This is a genomic window from Alteromonas sp. H39, from assembly GCF_047556435.1.
Taxonomy (GTDB): Bacteria; Pseudomonadota; Gammaproteobacteria; order Enterobacterales; family Alteromonadaceae; genus Alteromonas.
In genome coordinates, this window is the sequence record NZ_CP180210.1 from 3,204,748 (window position 1) to 3,223,181 (window position 18,434).

Consider the following 18,434-nt stretch of genomic DNA (forward strand, 5'->3'; position numbering starts at 1 on the left):
AATTATGGCATTTTCAGGATGATTCAGGGCAGAACTACGTCGCAGGTTGCCTTGCGCAATCAGTTTAGTGGATCCGGCATCGCCACGGATTATTAAGTGTAAGAAAGTAACCGACAATATTCAAAAAAAAGCCGCTCAAAAAGAGCGGCTGAAATGCCCCATTTTACGAGGAGTGGGGCAACGCTTGGGTAACCTCAGAATAGTTCCGGGCCTTGCGACGCTGTAGCAGATAATAGAAAACCGGCGTTAGAATCAGGCCAAACAAGGTAACGCCTATCATGCCGGCAAATACGGCAACACCCATTGCCTGACGCATTTCGGCACCGGCGCCGGTTGACAGTACCATTGGTAATACGCCCATGATGAATGCAAAGGATGTCATCAAAATAGGACGCAGACGAAGACGGCTTGCCTCTTTCACGGCAGACAAGGTATCCCGCCCCTGCTCTTCCAACTCTTTCGCGAACTCTACAATTAATATGGCGTTTTTGGTTGCCAGCCCTACCAGCACAATAAGACCGATCTGCGTGAAGATGTTGTTATCCCCGCCGTAGATCCACACACCGATTAGCGCGCTGAGTAATGTCATTGGCACAATCAGAATGATTGCCAGCGGCAAACGCAGACTCTCATATTGTGCGGCCAGCACCAGAAACACCAACAACACTACCAGCGGGAAGACCACCAAAGAGGTGTTGCCGGCTAAGATTTGCTGATAAGTCAGCTCCGTCCACTCATAGGACATACCAATAGGCAGGGTTTCATCGAGAATTTGCTCTATGGCGGCTTTCGCCTGGTCAGAACTGTAGCCCGGCGCGGGTGCACCATTAATTTCAGCAGTGATATAGCCATTGTAATGCATTACCCGATCAGGGCCGGCAGTGTGCTCGACATCCAGAAACGACCCCAGTGGGATCATCTGCCCCTGATTGTTACGGATCTTGAACTGAGCGATATCTTCTGCATTTTGCCGGTAGGGCGCATCAGCCTGCACATTCACCTGATAGGTTTGACCGAACAGGTTGAAGTCATTCACGTATACCGAACCAAGATACGCCTGCAAGGTAGTAAATAAACTGTCGATGTTCACCCCCTGACTGACTGCCTTATCACGATCTACATCCACATTCAGTTGCGGTACGTTCACTGTAAAGCTGGTGAAGCTGTCGGTCAGCGCCGGGTGGGCCCAGGCTTTCTGAATCACTTCCTGGGTTGCACGTTCAAGCTCACTAAAGCCAAGGTTCGCGCGGTCCTGCACCTGTAACCTGAAGCCACCAATAGTGCCCAGCCCCATCACCGGCGGCGGTGGAAATATCGCCACATACGCGCCTTTAATGCTGCCAAACTGCTGATTCAGCTGCGCCGCTATCGCCCCTGCCGATAGCTCCGGCGAGGTTCGTTGATCAAATGGCTTTAAGGGGGTAAACAGCACACCCGAACTGGGACTATTGGTAAACCCGTTAATGTTCAGACCGGGAAACGCCACAGCATCAGACACCCCAGGGTGCTGCATCGCTATTTCCGACATCTGTCGGATCACCGCTTCAGTTCTGTCAAGGGATGCCGCATTCGGCAATTGCGCGAATGCTACCAGATACATTTTGTCCTGTGCCGGTACATAACCCGTCGGCGTTGAGGAAAACTGGAACGCTGTTAACCCCAGCAGCCCACCATAAAGCACCATGACAATCCCGCTTTTGCGAATAAGTCCACCCACGGCCCCGGTATATTGTTTCTCGCCGCGTGCAAAAAGCCGGTTAAACGGTCCGAACAACCAGCCACTTAACGCTTTATCCATCGCTCTTGTCAGCCAGTCTTTGGCATGACCATGCGGTTTCAGCAGCAGTGCGGACAACGCCGGACTTAATGTCAGCGAGTTGATCGCGGAAATCACTGTGGAGATGGTGATCGTCAGAGCGAATTGTTTGTAAAACTGTCCTGTCAGGCCGGACATAAACGCCGTAGGAATAAATACCGCAGCCAGAACCATCGTTGTGGCGATGATAGGACCGGTCACTTCTTTCATGGCTTGCACAGTGGCATCCACGGGTGATTTGCCTTCAGCAATATTCCGCTCGACATTTTCCACCACCACGATGGCATCATCGACAACAATACCGATAGCCAGTACCAGGCCGAATAGTGACAGCGCATTCAGAGAAAAGCCCATCATGTGCATGAATGCAAACGTACCTACCAGCGATACCGGTACTGCGACAAGAGGTATGACAGAGGCGCGCCACGTTTGCAGGAACAGGACAACCACCAGCACCACCAGTAAAATGGCTTCAAGCAGGGTATTGACTACCGCTTCAATCGATCCCCGAACGAAGACGGTTGGGTCGTAAACAATTTCGTAGTCCAGCCCCTCGGGAAAGTACTTTGATAATCTCGCCATGGTGGCGCGAACATCATCGGAGATCTGAATCGCGTTTGAGCCTGGCGCCTGAAAGATAGGTAACGCCGCTGCTGGCCGATTATTTAATAACGAGCGCAACGTGTAATAGTCAGCCCCCAGCTCAATACGCGCCACATCACGAAGGCGCGTGATCTCGCCATTCTCGCCCGCTTTGACAATAATGTTTTCAAACTCGGATTGCTCGACCAGGCGGCCACGCACATTGATGAGTAGCTGAAAGTCGCTGTTACCGGTAGGCTGGGCCCCTAAACTGCCTGCTGCCGCCTGCTGATTTTGTGCGCGAATAGCGGTAATCACATCGCTTGGGTTCATCTGCAGGGAAGCCAGTTTGTTTGGGTCGAGCCATACCCGCATGCTGTATTCGCCCGCACCAAATAAGCGTACCTGTCCAACCCCGTTTACCCGTGCCAGCTCATCCTTAACGTTTTGCTCGGCATAGTTCGACAAATACAGCATGTCATAACGAGAATCCGGTGAGGTCAGATGCACCACCATCGTCAGGTTAGGCGATGACTTCTCTGTAACCACACCTAAGCGTTGTACTTCCTGAGGCAGTCGTGGCAACGCCCGGTTTACCCGGTTTTGCACTAAGGTAGTTGCCTCATCGGGGTTGGTGCCGATGGCGAACGTTACGGTTAACGTCATCCGTCCGTCAGACGTGGACTGCGAGGACATATAAAGCATGTTTTCCACGCCATTAATTTCATCCTCCAGCGGACTGGCTACCGTCTGGCCAATCACTTTCGGGTTCGCACCAGGGTAATTCGCTGTCACCACTACCGTTGGCGGGACCACCTCCGGGTATTCAGTAATCGGAAGCTGCCAGACTGCCAGCGCGCCGCCGATAAAAATCAGCAACGAGAGCACACCGGCAAATATAGGACGATGAATGAAGAACTGGGAAAGTCGCATAACTACAGCTCCACGGTTGCACGGGCGCTGTTGCGTTGAGCGACTTCGTCAAATGACGTTACCCGCTCCTGCCAGGCCATAATTTCAGACAGCGAGTCTTCTATTGCCATTGGCACCGCCGTTGGCGCAACGTTCACACCTGGTCGAATCCGCTGAAGCCCGTCTACCACGATGGTATCGCTGGGGTTAAGGCCACTTTCAATTAGTCGCAGTGTGCCCATTTTGTCTCCCAGTTTCACCGGGCGGTACTCGGCCACATTGTCTTGATTAACCACCAACACATATTTGTTGTTAAGATCGGTACCGATGGCTTTTTCAGAGATTAATATGCCGGCTTCGCGGGTTTGTCCCGCCAGTTTGAGGTGAGCAAACATCCCTGGCAATAATGTCTCGTCGCTATTATCAAACACAGCACGAACTCTGATCGTTCCGGTATTCGCGTTCACCTGGTTATCAACAAAATTGATATTGCCCCAGAAGCGATAGTCTTCATCGTTCGCCCGACGCATTGCCACAGGCTTGGCATCCACCGCAGCACCGCCCTGGCGACTATCGGCATAGTTCAGGTAGGTTTGCTCATCTATATCAAAGTAAGCGTACAATGGTTGTGTAGAGACAATGCGCGTTAACACCGTCTGCCCGGCAGTAACATAATTACCTTCAGTAATATTAGCCCGGGAAACGCGGCCCGAAATAGGCGCCTCTACCCGCGCAAAACCGCGGTTCAGCTTTGCCAAATCCAGCGCAGCTTCAATGGCTGCTACGTTGGCACTCGCCTGCTCAGCGGCTGAGCGGCGGTTGTCCAGAATTTCCTCTGATACCGACTGTGACTCACGAAGACGAGAAACGCGCTCATGATCATGTTCAGCCAGTTTCAATTGACTTTTCGCTTGCTTAAGCTGAGCCGACAGCCTGTCAACCTCGGCCTTAAATGCGCGGTTATCAATCAGAAACAAGGTATCGCCCTGATCCACCCACTCACCCTCTTCAAAGGCTACAAACTCGATGTAGCCTGAAACCCGGGGGCGCAATTCCACATGTTCAGGTGCTTCCAGTCTTCCTGTAAAGCTATCCCATTCGGTAAGCGGTTGGGCTATCACTTCTGCAACATCCACCGGCACGGCCTGAGCACCGGCCTGCGGCGCTGCTGTAGGCTGGCCACCACATGCGGTGAGCAAAAGTGTTATCCAGACAATGATGCTAAGTCGCAATGTAAAGGTCATGGAGCTTCCTAAATTCAGATGAATAGTAATTTGATGAACGTATTATGGTTGCGACAAATGAATAAAAAAAATTATCTTTTCGTATGCAATACATCACATGATGTAATATATTGTTCCTGACGGCGTATGATGAAAATGCCGTTAGCAGACTCAAACAAGCTTCGGAGAACACGTATGCGGACGCAGGATCTTAGTTTATTAATGATATTTGACGCCATCATGACGGAGGGAGCAATTACCCGCGCCGCCGACCGTTTGGCTATGACACAGCCGGCGGTATCAAACGCGTTGTCCCGTATGCGTGTAGCGTGGAAAGATGAGCTCTTTGTCAAAGATGGCAGAGGGATCCAGCCTACCTCTTTCGCCCGCAATTTGTGGAGTCAGATCCAGGAACCGTTGGGCCAGCTTGAGACCGCCGTCAATCCTGATGATTTTGAGCCTGCCACAGCCAGACGCACGTTTCGTATAGCCGCTACCGACAGTATGGTCGACATGGTGTGGGGGCCATTGCGCAAGATAATTGAGAAGGACGCGCCGGGGATCAATGTGTATGCGGTGCCGTACTCAACCAGAGATGCAGAAGATATGCTCAAAGATGCTGAAGCTGAACTGGCTTTTGCCAAGCAGTATCGCCAGGATAGTGTTATTCGCGCCGATCACCTGATTGATCCCCGCTGGGTTGTGGTAATGCGCCCTGATCACCCGCTGGCAAAAGAGCAACTTACCTTAAATGAATTTGTAAATGCTGATCATCTGCTGGTGTCATTAACCGGTGATGTTACCGGACCGACCGATCAGGCATTGAATAACCTGGGGCTGAAGCGACGTGTCGCGATGTCGGTAAACCAGTTTCACAATGTGCCGTCGCTGTTAAACCAGACCAACCTGATTTGTGTTGCCCCATCCCTGGTGCTGGAGAAAGAGATTTTCTCTGGGGAGCTAGCTGTATTCGAAACCCCCGTGGAGATTTCTACATCTCCGGTATCGTTGTTGTGGCACAAACGTCAGGACATGGACGCCGGGCTGAAGTGGGTGCGGGATCTCATTGTTAGTATTATCAGGGAACGCGTAGAGCGCCACGAGATGCTGCTATCGCAGTGTTGCCGTAAGGGATACTGCGCGGCCACGGTGAAGCGGTTCATGGAGGAGCGACACAGCGTATGTACACAAGTTGTTGCCCAGACACCAGATGATGCCCATGCAAATATCAAAAAGGTCAAAGTGGCTTCGTAACGTCTCCCGCTGCTCGCCCGTCTTTATTGCCGGGTGGCGCAGCAAACATAAAAAAAGCGAGGCAGTTGCCTCGCTTTTTTGTTATTCAGGTAGCTGAATTACTTTTTCTTCGCTTTCGGGTTAGGCATATCGGTAATGCTACCCTCGAAGATTTCAGACGCCAGGCCGATTGACTCGTTCAGTGTTGGGTGAGCATGGATTGTCAGCGCGATATCTTCGGCATCTGCCCCCATCTCAATAGCAAGGCCAATTTCGCCCAGCATTTCGCCGGCATTGGTACCTACCATTGCACCACCGATAACGCGGCCAGAGTCTTTCTCGAAAATCATCTTGGTCAGACCGTCAGTCGCATCTGACGCAATCGCGCGGCCTGATGCAGACCATGGGAACGAGGCCGTTTCATAGTTAACGCCCTGCTCCTTCGCTTCTTTCTCAGTCAGACCTACCCATGCAACTTCTGGCTCAGTGTAAGCTACTGAAGGAATGCAGCGTGGGTCGAAGTAGTGTTTCTGACCGGAGATAACTTCTGCCGCAACGTGACCTTCGTGAACCGCTTTGTGCGCCAGCATCGGCTGACCAATGATGTCACCGATGGCATAGATATTGTCAACGTTAGTACGCAGCTGTTTGTCTACGTTGATGAAGCCTTTATCGTCAACCTTAACACCGGCTTTGTCAGCATCCACCAGCTTACCGTTCGGACGGCGGCCAACCGCAACCAGGACTTTGTCGTAACGCACAGGCTCAGAAGGTGCTTTCTTGCCTTCAAATGTTACGTACAGGCCATCGTCTTTCGCTTCAACGTTAGTAACTTTGGTTTCCAGCATCACGTTGAACTTATCTTTATACGACTTCATGAACACTTTCATGATGTCTTTGTCTGCTGCCGGGATTAGCTGGTCCAGGAACTCAACCACGTCAATTTTAGAGCCCAGTGCTTCGTAAACAGTTCCCATTTCCAGGCCGATGATACCACCGCCCAATACCAGCATTTTTTCCGGAATGTCTTTCATTTCCAGTGCGCCGGTAGAGTCGATAACGCGGTCATCTTCAGGGATGAACGGCAGCGTCACTGGCTCAGAACCCGCAGCGATAATCGCGTTCTCAAACGAGATAGTGGTTTTGCCATCTTTACCTTCCACTTCCAGGGTGTTCGCGCCGGTAAACTTACCGTAACCCTGAACGTGTTTCACTTTACGCATTTTAGACATGCCAGCCAGACCTTTGGTCAGTTGGCCTACCACACCGTCTTTATATTCACGGATCTTGTCCAGATCGAATTTTGGCTCACCGAAGGTCACACCATGGTTTGCCAGGTGCTTGGCTTCCTTGATGACCTTTGCCACGTGCAACAGTGCCTTTGAAGGAATACACCCTACGTTAAGACACACCCCACCCAGTGTTTCCCTGGCATCAACAATTACGGTTTCAATGCCCAAGTCGGCAGCACGGAATGCCGCGGAGTAGCCGCCTGGTCCTGCGCCTAATACAACTAGCTGAGTTTTTATTTCGCTCATCGTGACCTCAAATTCTGTCCAAAATAGTAAATATGCGTAAAACGCCCGAATTTTAACTACCGGCAATAAGCCATGTAAAGCAAAGTTGGCCTAATTACCTGAAAAAACGGCGTAAAGGGGAATGTGTTCATTCCCCCGCCGCGATTGCTGGTTTACAGCAGCATCTGACGTAAGTCTTCAAGTACTGTCTTAAGATGTACAGCAAACCTCGCCGCCACCGCGCCGTCAATAACACGATGGTCGTATGACAATGACATGGGGACCATCAGGCGCGGTTCAAACTCTTTCCCGTTCCATTTTGGTTTCATGTCGCTTTTTGATACACCCAGAATAGCCACATCTGGCGCATTCACAATCGGTGTAAACGCGGTGCCGCCGATACCACCTAAACTTGAGATGGTAAAGCAGCTACCTTGCATATCGGCCGCTTTTAGCTTGCCATCGCGCGCTTTGGCACTGATTTCCATCAGCTCACGTGAGATATCCATGATGCCTTTTTTATCCACATCGCGGACAACAGGCACTACCAGGCCTCCCGGCGTATCTACTGCAATACCTATATGGTAGTACTTTTTCTCAATTAAAGATTCACCGGTCTCAGAAAGTGATGAATTAAATACAGGATACGCCTTAAGTGCATCAGCAACCGCTTTCATCATGAATACCAGCGGCGTAATTTTCACGCCCAGCTTACGCTTTTCTGCTATCGCGTTCTGATCTTTACGGAACTGCTCCAGCTCAGTGATATCCGCTTCTTCAAACTGCGTGACGTGCGGGATGGTTACCCAGTTGCGGTGCAGGTTCGGGCCAGAGATCTTCTGAATACGGGTAAGCGGCTTTTCTTCCACTTCTCCGAATTTAGAGAAATCTACCTTCGGTGGAGGAATGACTTGCAGACCACCACCTTCGGTATTGCCACCCACTGCGCCGGCTGTGGCTTTCGGACGCGAAAGCTCGTACTTCACGTAGCTTTGCACGTCTTCTTTTAAGATACGATCCTTACGGCCAGAGCCATTGACCTGTGTCAGATCCACACCAAACTCACGTGCCAGTCGGCGTACAGAAGGTGATGCGTGAACCTTACCGGACTTTTGCTTTTCACCCGCAGACGGATGATGCGGTACCGGTGGACGCTTAGGACGGTTGCTGTTCTGAGCGGCTGACTGCTGTTGCGGCTTCTCTTCTTGCTTCGACTCAGGCTTGCTGTCGTCTTTAGACTCAGTCTTGCTCTCTTTCTTCGGTGCTGCGCCTTTTACTTTCAGCATCAGCACTGAAGAACCTTCAGACACCTTGTCGCCCTGTTTTACCAGCAACTTGGTAACCGTACCGGCTTTCGGTGACGGTACATCCATCGTGGCTTTATCGGTTTCAAGGGTTATCAGGCCATCTTCTGCTTCAATGGTATCGCCTTCAGAAACCAGGATTTCGATCACGTCAACATCAGCGTCATCACCGATATCCGGTACCTTCACTTCGATTTCTTCTTCAGCGCCTTCGTCTGCACTGTCAGCGTCATCGCTGCTATCTTCAGATTGCGATGATTGCTGAGCAGGGGCGTCGTCCGAGCCAGAGTTATCAGCGGCAGAGGCATCGTCGCCACCCTCGCCTTCAATCTCCAGCGTCAGTACCAGTGAGCCTTCACTCACCTTATCGCCTTCTTTTACCGACACGCTTACCACTTTACCGGCATGGGGTGACGGCACATCCATGGTGGCTTTATCGGTTTCAAGCGTGATCAGACCATCTTCTTTTGCTACCGTGTCACCTTCTGACACCAGCACTTCGATAACATCCACTTCGGATTCATCGCCGATATCAGGCACTTTCACTTCAACGGTTTTGCTGCCGCCTTTCGAGCCACCTGAGGCAGGTTTTTCTTCCTGTTTCGGTGCCTCTGATTTTGATTCCGCTTTCTCTTCTTTAGCTGGTTCTTCTTGCTCTTCAGAACCGCTGTCATCGGAATCATCAGCTTCACCGGCAGCAGCCAGCTTTGCAAGCAAATCGCCTTCAGAAATTTTGTCGCCAACTTTTACCGAAAGTTCTTTAACTTTCCCTGCAAACGGCGCGGGAATGTCCATGCTGGCCTTGTCACTTTCTACCGTGACCAGGGCATCTTCAGCTTCAACGTCATCGCCTTCTGCTACGCACAGTTCGATGACTTCAACTTCGTCTTCCCCGAGATCGGGTACTAATACGTCTTTGATATCTGACATGTTACTTAGTCTCCCTGAACTTATGCGTAAAGTGGATTTACTTTTTCAGCATCGATATCCAGGTCCTTCATGGCCTTGGACAGCGTCTTGGCATCAACATCACCCGCTTTATACAGCTCGTAAAGCGCGGCGTATGTGACGTATGCCGCATCCACTTCAAAATGACGACGCAGGTTCGCGCGGCTGTCTGAGCGACCAAAGCCGTCAGTACCCAGCACACGGTAGCTGCCTGGAACAAAGCTGCGTACCTGATCTGCATAGTTCTTGATGTAGTCTGTTGCCGCGATTGTCGGACCATCAATGCCTGCTTCCAGCGTTTCGGTGATGAAAGGGACTTTTGTCTTATCATCCGGGTGTAGCATGTTGTGTCTGTCACACTCCATACCATCACGCGTCAGCTCGTTGAATGACGTCACACTGTATACTTCAGCAACTACGTTATAGTCTTCTGCCAGCGTCGCCGCCGCTTCGCGAACCTGCTCCAGGATAGTCCCTGAGCCCAGCAGCTTCACTTTACGTTTGCGCTTCTTATCACCCACGGTATCCAGCAGATAAATCCCTTTTACAATGCCCTCTTCCACGCCTTTTGGCATTTCAGGTTGCTTGTAGTTTTCGTTCATAACGGTCAGGTAATAGAACACGTCTTCCTGTTCTTCCAGCATGCGGCGCATACCGTCCTGCACAATTACAGCAATTTCGTAACCGTAGGTAGGATCATAAGAGATACAGTTGGGGATCAGCGCAGCCTGTGTATGCGAGTGACCGTCCTGGTGTTGCAAGCCTTCACCGTTCAGCGTAGTACGTCCAGCGGTACCACCAATCAGGAAGCCGCGGGTACGTGAATCACCAGCTGCCCACGCCAGATCGCCAACGCGCTGGAACCCGAACATTGAGTAGTAAATGTAGAACGGCACCATTTGCAAGTCGTTGGTGCTGTAAGACGTACCCGCCGCCAGCCACGACGCCATTGCGCCAAGCTCGTTAATACCTTCCTGCAGTACCTGCCCTTTCTTGTCTTCGCGATAATACGCAACCTGATCAGAATCCTGCGGCTCGTACTTCTGGCCTTGTGAAGAGTAGATACCCACCTGACGGAACAAGCCTTCCATACCAAAGGTACGGGCTTCGTCCGGGATGATTGGCACAATGCGCTTGCCAATCTGCTTATCTTTCAGCAATGCTGTCAGCACGCGCACAAAGGCCATAGTGGTAGAGATTTCGCGATCACCAGAGCCTTTTGTTACCGCTTCAAAGGCTTTCATTGGTGGCGCAGGCAAGTCTTCAGATGCCTTGGCGCGACGCACCGGCATATAGCCATGCAGCGCTTCTCGACGAGCGCGCAGATATTTCATCTCTTCGCTGTCTTCGTCAAACTTGTAGTAAGGCAGGTCAGATAACTTGTCATCTGATACAGGAATATTGAAACGGTCACGGTATGCTTTCACTGCATCCATATCCATTTTCTTCACCTGGTGGGCAATGTTCTTACCTTCACCCGCTGCGCCCATGCCATACCCTTTTACGGTTTTGGCCAGGATCACCTGTGGACGCCCTTTGGTATTTACCGCGCGGTCGTAGGCCGCATACACTTTCACAGGGTCATGACCACCACGGTTCAGGCGCCAGATGTCTTCATCAGACATGTTTGACACCATTTCTTTCGTTTCAGGATATTTGCCGAAGAATTTTTCACGGGTGTACGCACCGCCTTTGGCTTTACAGTTCTGGTACTCGCCGTCGATGGTTTCGTTCATCAGTTGCAGTAGTTTGCCAGTGGTATCGCGGGCCAACAGTGGATCCCAGTAACGCCCCCAGATGACCTTGATGACTTCCCAACCTGCACCGCGGAACGTACCTTCCAGTTCCTGAATAATTTTGCCGTTACCACGTACCGGACCGTCGAGACGCTGCAGGTTACAGTTGATAACGAATGTCAGGTTATCCAACCCTTCCCGCGACGCCAGGCCAATTGCACCCAAGCTTTCCGGCTCATCACACTCACCGTCACCCAGATAACACCAAACACGTTGCTCTGAACAGTCTTTGATACCGCGGTCAGTTAAGTATTTGAGGAAGCGGGCCAGATAAATAGCCTGCATGGGACCTAAGCCCATTGATACTGTGGGGAACTGCCAGAAGTCTGGCATTAATTTCGGGTGTGGGTAAGACGATACGCCCTTGCCGTCGACTTCCTGGCGGAAACCATCAAGCTGCTCTTCCGTCAGACGACCTTCAATAAATGCACGGGAGTAAATACCCGGGGCCACGTGGCCCTGATAAAAAACATAGTCGCCGCCGTCTTTTTCATTGGGCGCGCGATAGAAGTGGTTGAAACCTACATCGTAAAGCATGGCCGAAGAAGCAAATGACGAAATATGGCCACCCAGCTCAAGATTTTTCTTAGAGGCACGCAGTACCATCATCAATGCATTCCAGCGCAGAGCGTTTCTGATTTTGCCCTCGATGGTCTGGTCGCCAGGCATGGTAGGTTCCTGCCCCGGCGGAATGGAATTTATATAAGCGGTTGTCGCATCGTACGGTAAGTGGGCACCATTTCTGCGCGCTTTTTCAATCAATGATTCTAATAAGAAGTGAGCCCTGTCTGTACCTTCTTCTTCTAATACTGACTCTAACGAATCCAACCATTCTTGTGTTTCTTGCGGATCCACATCTTGGTGCATCATATCAGTCATGGTGCCATCCTATGTTTGCTTATATAGAACATCACCCGCCCGGGCGACTATTCCCGTCGGATGAATACCTAAATTACGTTGTACTCTGAGCAAGCCATTGTGGCTCACCCAATACTGATGTCTGCGAGTTCGTCAGGCCATCAGATTGTCGGGCTTCACGCCTCTTATATTTCCAGTCGTCTCAGCGCACGTTGAACGCGGCTGTCGCGCTGGTTGATATCCAGTAGGGTTTTTTCAATAAAGGCCAGATGCGCGTTACAGGCTTGTCTCGCCGCTTCCGGATCTCTCGATGCAATGGCTTCGACTATCTCACAGCGCTGACGCGCGATGTCGTCGACGACCGTGGTATGTAATGCCAGCATCTCAAGGTTTCTTTCAATGTTCTCAATCAACATACTTTGCATCGTGCTCATCACATGCAATAACACCATGTTGTGAGACGCCCGCGCCATGATGATGTAGAAACGTCCCAAGGCCTCAGCCTGTGCACGTTTACTTTCATTTTTTCCCGGCGTCGGTAAATCTTCCAGCGCACTGCGCAGGGCCTGATAATCCTCAGGTTGTCCGCGCAATGCTGCATAATACGCAGCCATCCCTTCCAGCGCATGACGAAACTCCAGCAAATCGAACTGGGTTTCCGGCCGGCGGCTGATCAGCGCCATTAACGGGTCGGTCATCGCGGCATTCAAATCGCGGCTGATAAAAGTACCGCCGCCTTGCTTTCGCTCAACCAACCCACGCGCCTGTAAATTCCCAATTGCTTCGCGCAGCGACGGACGAGACACATCGAACTCCTGAGCCAGTTCACGCTCAGGGGGAAGCTGTTGTCCTGCCAATAGCGTCCCGTCCAGAATCATAGATTCCAGTTGCTCGGTGATCACATCTGACAGTTTTTTACGTCCCTGACGCATTTATCTTAGTCCCGCTTACGAAAAAAGGCGGCTAAATTGTAAACAAGTTTACGACGCCACCCACAATTGGTAATACCATTTTACCTATACAGTGTAGGTCAGAATGTTTCGCACGTAAATAGCAGCCTGCATAGCAGGCCCGAATCAGGCCACTATTTGTTAAGCTTTATTGTTGAATTTGTTGCAAAAATTGTGTCACTCAAAACTGGTCTGATGAGGATTACTGACTAAATAACGGCCAGCAATCCTGATATTTTCCCAGCCCCTACACGGAATGGTTACGTATCAGTATGAGCTAAATACCAAGTAGATCAGGACAATGTGCCTATCAGGGTGAGTGCAGCAGTCACGACAAGCAAAAACAGAATGTTACGCTTTGCCAGTTTTACCAGCACCTTAGGTTCAACCGCAGCATTTTCTTTCTGCGCATTCTGTTCTTCAGGTGTCAGCATTTCCGCCTTGCCTGCGATAGTCGTTAACAACTCTCGGGGCATCGTTTGTAGGTCCGTCAGTGACCTAGCCCACGTGGGAAACGCGTTGGAAAAGTGTCCCATCATCAGCAAACCAAAGGCCGTAATGCGAACCGGAATGAAGTCGAGCGCGTAGAGAAGTCGCGCGGTCGCCTGTGCAAGTGCTGATCCGGACTCACAAAAGGCGTTGTGCGCGCTGCGGCTAAAAGTGTAGAACAGTGCCCCTGGCGCACCGAAGGCCAGAAACCATAATATAACCGCAGCATAATGTTGGTAATTCAGCCACGTCAGATGCTGCCCAAAGGTTTTCCCCTCAGATTGTGCCTCGGTTCCTTCCTGCTGATAGTTGCATCCACCATGACCAAGCTGATCGGTGTAAAGCGAACACGCTTCCAGATCGCCACGTTCTGCGGCTTTAAGGAAACATTTATAGGTGGCGCGCAACGCAGGACAGCCGATGCAGACAAACAAAATAACCGTTTGCTCTATAAATGTGAGAAATGTGCCAAGCAACCAATGCTCGATAAGGGCAAGCAATAGCGCCGGCAGCAGTAGTACGCCCCATACCTGAACGGCTTCTGTATTCTCTTTTATCCAGCCTTTGTCCATTACCCACCGGCGGAATTGCTCAGCATAGGTTTCTACATGCCATGCCGGAGCCTTTTCCAGGCTGCGCTCAAGTGAAAGTACAATGAGCAAACTAATTAACATCATAATCGTAATTCCCTGTTATCAAAGAGAGATTGCCGGTACCTGGCCCAGTCAAAATGAGGGCCGGGATCGGTTTTTCTCCCCGGTGCAATATCATTATGCCCGATAATTCGCCCACAAGTGATCAGAGGATAGTGCAACAGAATGTGTTTGCTTAAGGATGTCAGTGATACATATTGCGCATCGGTAAAGGGAAGCGTGTCCGTGCCTTCCAGTTCAATGCCTATGGCATAGTCATTACAGCGCTCGCGGCCCTGGAAGGAAGACACACCAGCGTGCCAAGCCCGCCCTGAGAAGGGAACATATTGCTCGATGCGCCCGTCACGGTAAATGACACAATGAGCAGAAACCCGCAAATGGGCGATGTCTTGGTAAAATGGGTGAGCATCTTTATCAAGACAGCCGGTAAACAGTTCCCGAATACCTGACGTACCAAACTCGCCAGGAGGTAGACTGATGTTGTGAATAACCAGTAACGATATCTCGGTATTATCGGGTCTCGCATCCCAAAAGCTGCAGTCAATGCTTGTGGCGTGCGCATAATAGTCTGGTTTTGAATTCATAACGGCAAGATTGACAATTCAATAGTGAAGGTGTGACATCAGAGTAACAGGGTGCCTGATGTAACGGTAGTAATACCAGTTTAAACACAGGCTCCACCGACGTGCTTGGCGATAAGACGGGGATGAGATGACAGAGAACACAAATGGCGCAGGCAAATGGATGTATGTGCTGACATGGGTATGCGCCTTCGGCCTGCTGATACTGGTATTTGGTGATCTACTTGAGAAGCAGGTAAACCCAAACCAGGAGCCCGAATCGATGCGTATTGATAATCAGACTGAAGTCAGGCTAAAACAAAACCGTGCCGGTCATTACGTTACCAGCGGCTATATAAATGATGTGCCGGTGACGTTTTTGGTAGATACCGGGGCCACGGATGTCTCTGTACCCGCTCATCTGCAACAGGAACTTGGTTTACTTGCTGGCAGAACCGGTCTGGCAAATACCGCTAATGGCACCGTTCGCATAGCAGAGACGCAGATTGACTCGCTTCGTATAGGCGATATTCAGTTAAGCGGTATTCGGGGAAACCTTAACCCAGGTATGCAAAGCGACCAGATTTTGCTGGGAATGAGTGTTTTGGGCCAATTGGAGTTTACTCAGCGTGGGGAATGGTTAATATTGCGTACCCTTTGACAAGATGAGCAATTCGCAATGACACGCCCGGATTTACGCCTAATCGAAAAACAAGTCTCCCTTGCCCTTGAAGAAGACTTAGGAGGTGAGCTGCTGCCCTCTCAAGACATCACCGCAAACCTGATTGGTGCAGACACCCAAGCCAAAGCGACCATCATCACCCGGGAAGACTGTGTAGTATGCGGAGTCGACTGGGCAACAGCGGCATTTGCGCTTGTTGATGCTGCAATTAAAATCGAGTGGTATGTGAAGGATGGCGATAAGGTATCGGCTGACACACGTTTGTGTCGCGTCAACGGACCGGCGCGTGGCATTTTGACAGCCGAGCGCACTGCGCTTAACTTCTTACAAACGCTTTCCGGCACCGCCACAGTTGCGCATTATTATGCGTCGATTCTGAAAGACAGCCCTACCCGCATTCTGGATACCCGCAAGACGTTACCTGGTTTACGCCTGGCACAAAAGTATGCTGTGTCATGTGGTGGCGGTAAGAACCATCGTGTGGGGCTGTTTGATGCCTTTCTTATTAAAGAAAACCACATTATGGCGTGTGGCGGTATTGCCAAAGCCATCGCTCAAGCAAAGCAGGATCATCCGCAAAAGCCCGTGGAGGTTGAGGTAGAGAGCCTTGATGAATTTACAGAGGCGAAGGACGCTGGCGCTGATATTGTGATGCTGGATAATTTTACCAATGAACAGATCCAACGCGCAGTCGATATAAATGACGGCAAGTGTAAACTGGAAGTATCAGGCAATATTACTGACGAGCGGCTATTATCTTTAGGGTCAATAGGTGTGGATTACATTTCTTCAGGCGCGTTAACCAAACATGTACAGGCTATTGATTTGTCCTTAAGAGTTGCGCTGGAAGACTGAATTCCTGAGGTGTATAGCAGATAGTTATTACTTACTGCAGCCACGTTAGAGTGTGACATTGAACACATTATGTTCACCAAAACGGACACCACGGTATATTTTCTGATACTTGTCAGATACAAAACTCTTTCTATACTGACAATCAAGTACCGGGGACGTTGGACAGAACGCCTCAGGTATATAACGTAACGTTGAATGACATTTATTTTAAAAGCGTGATACACGTCCCGGAGAAAGACCATGAAACAAGTTAAAGCGTCTAACCAAAAAGGTTTTACACTAATCGAACTGATGATCGTTGTTGCTATCATCGGTATTCTTGCAGCCATCGCACTGCCTGCATACCAGAACTACGTGAAAAAAGCGAAGTTCACTGAACTGCTGAACGCCGCAAGCGCAGCCAAATCTGCGGTAGAGATTTGTTACCAGTCTCTTGACGCCCTGACTGACTGTAGTGCCGGTCAAAACGGTGTTCCAGCTAACATCACTGCTGGCGCGGGTGTATCAGGTGTAGCTACTGCGGGTGGTACTATAACTGTAACGCCTCCTACTGATGAGTCAGCGCTTACTGGCGAGAGTGTTGTGTTCACTCCGACTGCAACCGGTAACGGTAACCTGAGCTGGGCTATGACATGTAACGTTGAACTGTCTAACAGCTGTACTGCAGCAGCAGCTCCTTAATAATTAACAAAACGCAGATTTAGATAGGGACTCAAAATGTTTGGGTCCCTTTTTTGTTTTCGGCATTAACCTTTTATAGTGAATACAGTGTATGGCCGCCAATGATCTGATTACCTTTGAATGGCAGGGTGCGGATAAATCCGGAGCAGCTCGCAAAGGCGAGATAAGAGCGAAGAACCCCGTTGCTGCCAAAAACATGCTGCGTGGACAAGGCATATCCGCCAAGCGCGTAAGAAAGAAAACGACTTCCATTCTTAAGCGTAAGGCAAAGATCAAGCCCGCTGACATTTCCATAATGTCCAGACAGCTCGCCACGATGTTGAGTGCCGGCGTGTCATTAATACAGTCGCTGGACATGATTGCTCAGGGCCATGCCAACCCCACTATGCGTAAACTGCTGGATGAGATTTCCAACGAGGTGAAAGCGGGTACGCCATTATCTACCGCGCTTCGCAAACATCCTGACTATTTTGATGACCTGTATTGCGATCTGGTGGCTACCGGTGAGCAGTCGGGTTCCCTTGAAACCATTTACGACCGCATTGCAACCTACAAAGAAAAAGCTGAAGCGCTGAAGTCAAAAATTAAAAAAGCGATGTTCTACCCCATCGCCGTTGTCGTTGTGGCGTTTATCGTCACCACCATTTTGCTGGTTTTCGTGGTGCCTCAGTTTGAAGAGATTTTCAGTAGCTTTGGCGCAGAGTTACCGGCTTTCACTCAATTAGTTTTGGCAATCTCGAAATTTGTACAGAATTACGGGGTATTCATCGCCATAGCAGCTGTGGGTGCAGGCGCAATGTTTATGCGCGCCCACAAGAAATCACAAAAGCTGCGCGACAGCGTGGATAAAAAAGTACTGCGAATTCCCGTCATCGGTGAAATACTGAAAAAGGCAAGTATTGCGCGTTTTACCCGCACCCTTTCTACTACCTTCGCCGCCGGAGTGCCGTTAATGGGCGCCTTGGAATCGGCCGCAGGCGCCTCGGGTAATGCGGTTTACCGCGACGCCATTTTGTTCATTCGTGATGAAGTCTCTGGCGGTACGCAAATGAATGACGCCATGCGTGCCACTGCGGTATTTCCGGATATGGTTACACAAATGATAGCCATCGGTGAGGAATCTGGCGCGGTTGATGAGATGCTTTCTAAAATCGCGACCATTTACGAAGCCGAAGTGGATGATATGGTTGATGGGTTAACCAGCTTGCTGGAGCCCATGATTATGGCCGTACTGGGTGTGGTAATTGGTGGCCTGATTATCGCCATGTATCTGCCAATCTTCCAGATGGGTAATGTAGTTTAAGCAGGCTCTGCGAACGTTTTGCATACAGCAAAACATTCGCAACTGAGCTGCGTATATTTCGCCCGCCAATAT

13 protein-coding genes are annotated in these 18,434 nt (G+C 50.4%); 5 read left to right on the forward strand and 8 right to left on the reverse strand.

Features of this window, described 5'->3' with window-relative positions:
• Positions 1-163: 163 nt before the first annotated feature.
• Positions 164-3,331: an efflux RND transporter permease subunit gene (locus tag ACLBLI_RS14060; RefSeq protein ID WP_414828218.1), complete on the reverse strand. Its 3,168-nt coding sequence runs from the start codon at positions 3,329-3,331 to the stop codon at positions 164-166.
• A 2-nt stretch (positions 3,332-3,333) separates the two neighbouring features.
• Positions 3,334-4,554: an efflux RND transporter periplasmic adaptor subunit gene (locus tag ACLBLI_RS14065; RefSeq protein WP_414828219.1), complete on the reverse strand. Its 1,221-nt coding sequence runs from the start codon at positions 4,552-4,554 to the stop codon at positions 3,334-3,336.
• Positions 4,555-4,728: 174 nt separating this feature from the next.
• Here ACLBLI_RS14065 and ACLBLI_RS14070 point away from each other — a divergent pair, with 174 nt between their 5' ends.
• The gene (locus ACLBLI_RS14070) at positions 4,729-5,787 is read left to right on the forward strand and encodes a LysR family transcriptional regulator (protein ID WP_414828220.1); all 1,059 of its coding nucleotides are present in this window, start codon (positions 4,729-4,731) and stop codon (positions 5,785-5,787) included.
• Between the two features lie 98 nt (positions 5,788-5,885).
• Here ACLBLI_RS14070 and lpdA read toward each other — a convergent pair whose 3' ends face one another.
• The 6 genes from lpdA to ampD form a co-directional block, all read right to left on the reverse strand.
• The gene (gene lpdA, locus ACLBLI_RS14075) at positions 5,886-7,304 is read right to left on the reverse strand and encodes a dihydrolipoyl dehydrogenase (RefSeq protein WP_414828221.1); all 1,419 of its coding nucleotides are present in this window, start codon (positions 7,302-7,304) and stop codon (positions 5,886-5,888) included.
• Between the two features lie 152 nt (positions 7,305-7,456).
• Positions 7,457-9,517 carry a pyruvate dehydrogenase complex dihydrolipoyllysine-residue acetyltransferase gene (gene aceF / locus ACLBLI_RS14080; RefSeq protein ID WP_414828222.1) on the reverse strand — a complete coding sequence of 687 codons (2,061 nt, stop codon included), beginning with the start codon at positions 9,515-9,517 and terminating at the stop codon, positions 7,457-7,459.
• A 20-nt stretch (positions 9,518-9,537) separates the two neighbouring features.
• A complete protein-coding gene (gene aceE / locus ACLBLI_RS14085; RefSeq protein ID WP_414828223.1) occupies positions 9,538-12,210 on the reverse strand; it encodes a pyruvate dehydrogenase (acetyl-transferring), homodimeric type in 2,673 nt (890 codons plus the stop codon).
• Between the two features lie 164 nt (positions 12,211-12,374).
• Positions 12,375-13,121 carry a GntR family transcriptional regulator gene (locus ACLBLI_RS14090; protein ID WP_414828224.1) on the reverse strand — a complete coding sequence of 249 codons (747 nt, stop codon included), beginning with the start codon at positions 13,119-13,121 and terminating at the stop codon, positions 12,375-12,377.
• A 311-nt stretch (positions 13,122-13,432) separates the two neighbouring features.
• The gene (gene ampE, locus ACLBLI_RS14095; protein WP_414828225.1) at positions 13,433-14,305 is read right to left on the reverse strand and encodes a beta-lactamase regulator AmpE; all 873 of its coding nucleotides are present in this window, start codon (positions 14,303-14,305) and stop codon (positions 13,433-13,435) included.
• Positions 14,302-14,865, reverse strand: a complete 564-nt coding sequence (gene ampD, locus ACLBLI_RS14100; RefSeq protein ID WP_414828226.1) for a 1,6-anhydro-N-acetylmuramyl-L-alanine amidase AmpD — start codon at positions 14,863-14,865, stop codon at positions 14,302-14,304. The genes ampE and ampD overlap by 4 nt, the downstream gene beginning before the upstream one ends.
• A 127-nt stretch (positions 14,866-14,992) precedes the next feature.
• Between ampD and ACLBLI_RS14105 the strand changes: the two genes are divergently transcribed.
• From ACLBLI_RS14105 to ACLBLI_RS14120, 4 genes are all read left to right on the forward strand, one after another.
• Entirely contained in the window at positions 14,993-15,502 is a 510-nt protein-coding gene (locus ACLBLI_RS14105) for a TIGR02281 family clan AA aspartic protease (protein ID WP_414828227.1), read from the forward strand.
• An 18-nt stretch (positions 15,503-15,520) separates the two neighbouring features.
• Complete coding sequence (gene nadC / locus ACLBLI_RS14110; RefSeq protein WP_414828228.1) at positions 15,521-16,378, forward strand: carboxylating nicotinate-nucleotide diphosphorylase; 858 nt, start codon at positions 15,521-15,523, stop codon at positions 16,376-16,378.
• Positions 16,379-16,618: 240 nt separating this feature from the next.
• Entirely contained in the window at positions 16,619-17,059 is a 441-nt protein-coding gene (locus ACLBLI_RS14115; RefSeq protein WP_414828229.1) for a pilin, read from the forward strand.
• A gap of 91 nt (positions 17,060-17,150) precedes the next feature.
• Positions 17,151-18,362 carry a type II secretion system F family protein gene (locus tag ACLBLI_RS14120; protein ID WP_414828230.1) on the forward strand — a complete coding sequence of 404 codons (1,212 nt, stop codon included), beginning with the start codon at positions 17,151-17,153 and terminating at the stop codon, positions 18,360-18,362.
• Positions 18,363-18,434: the final 72 nt, after the last annotated feature.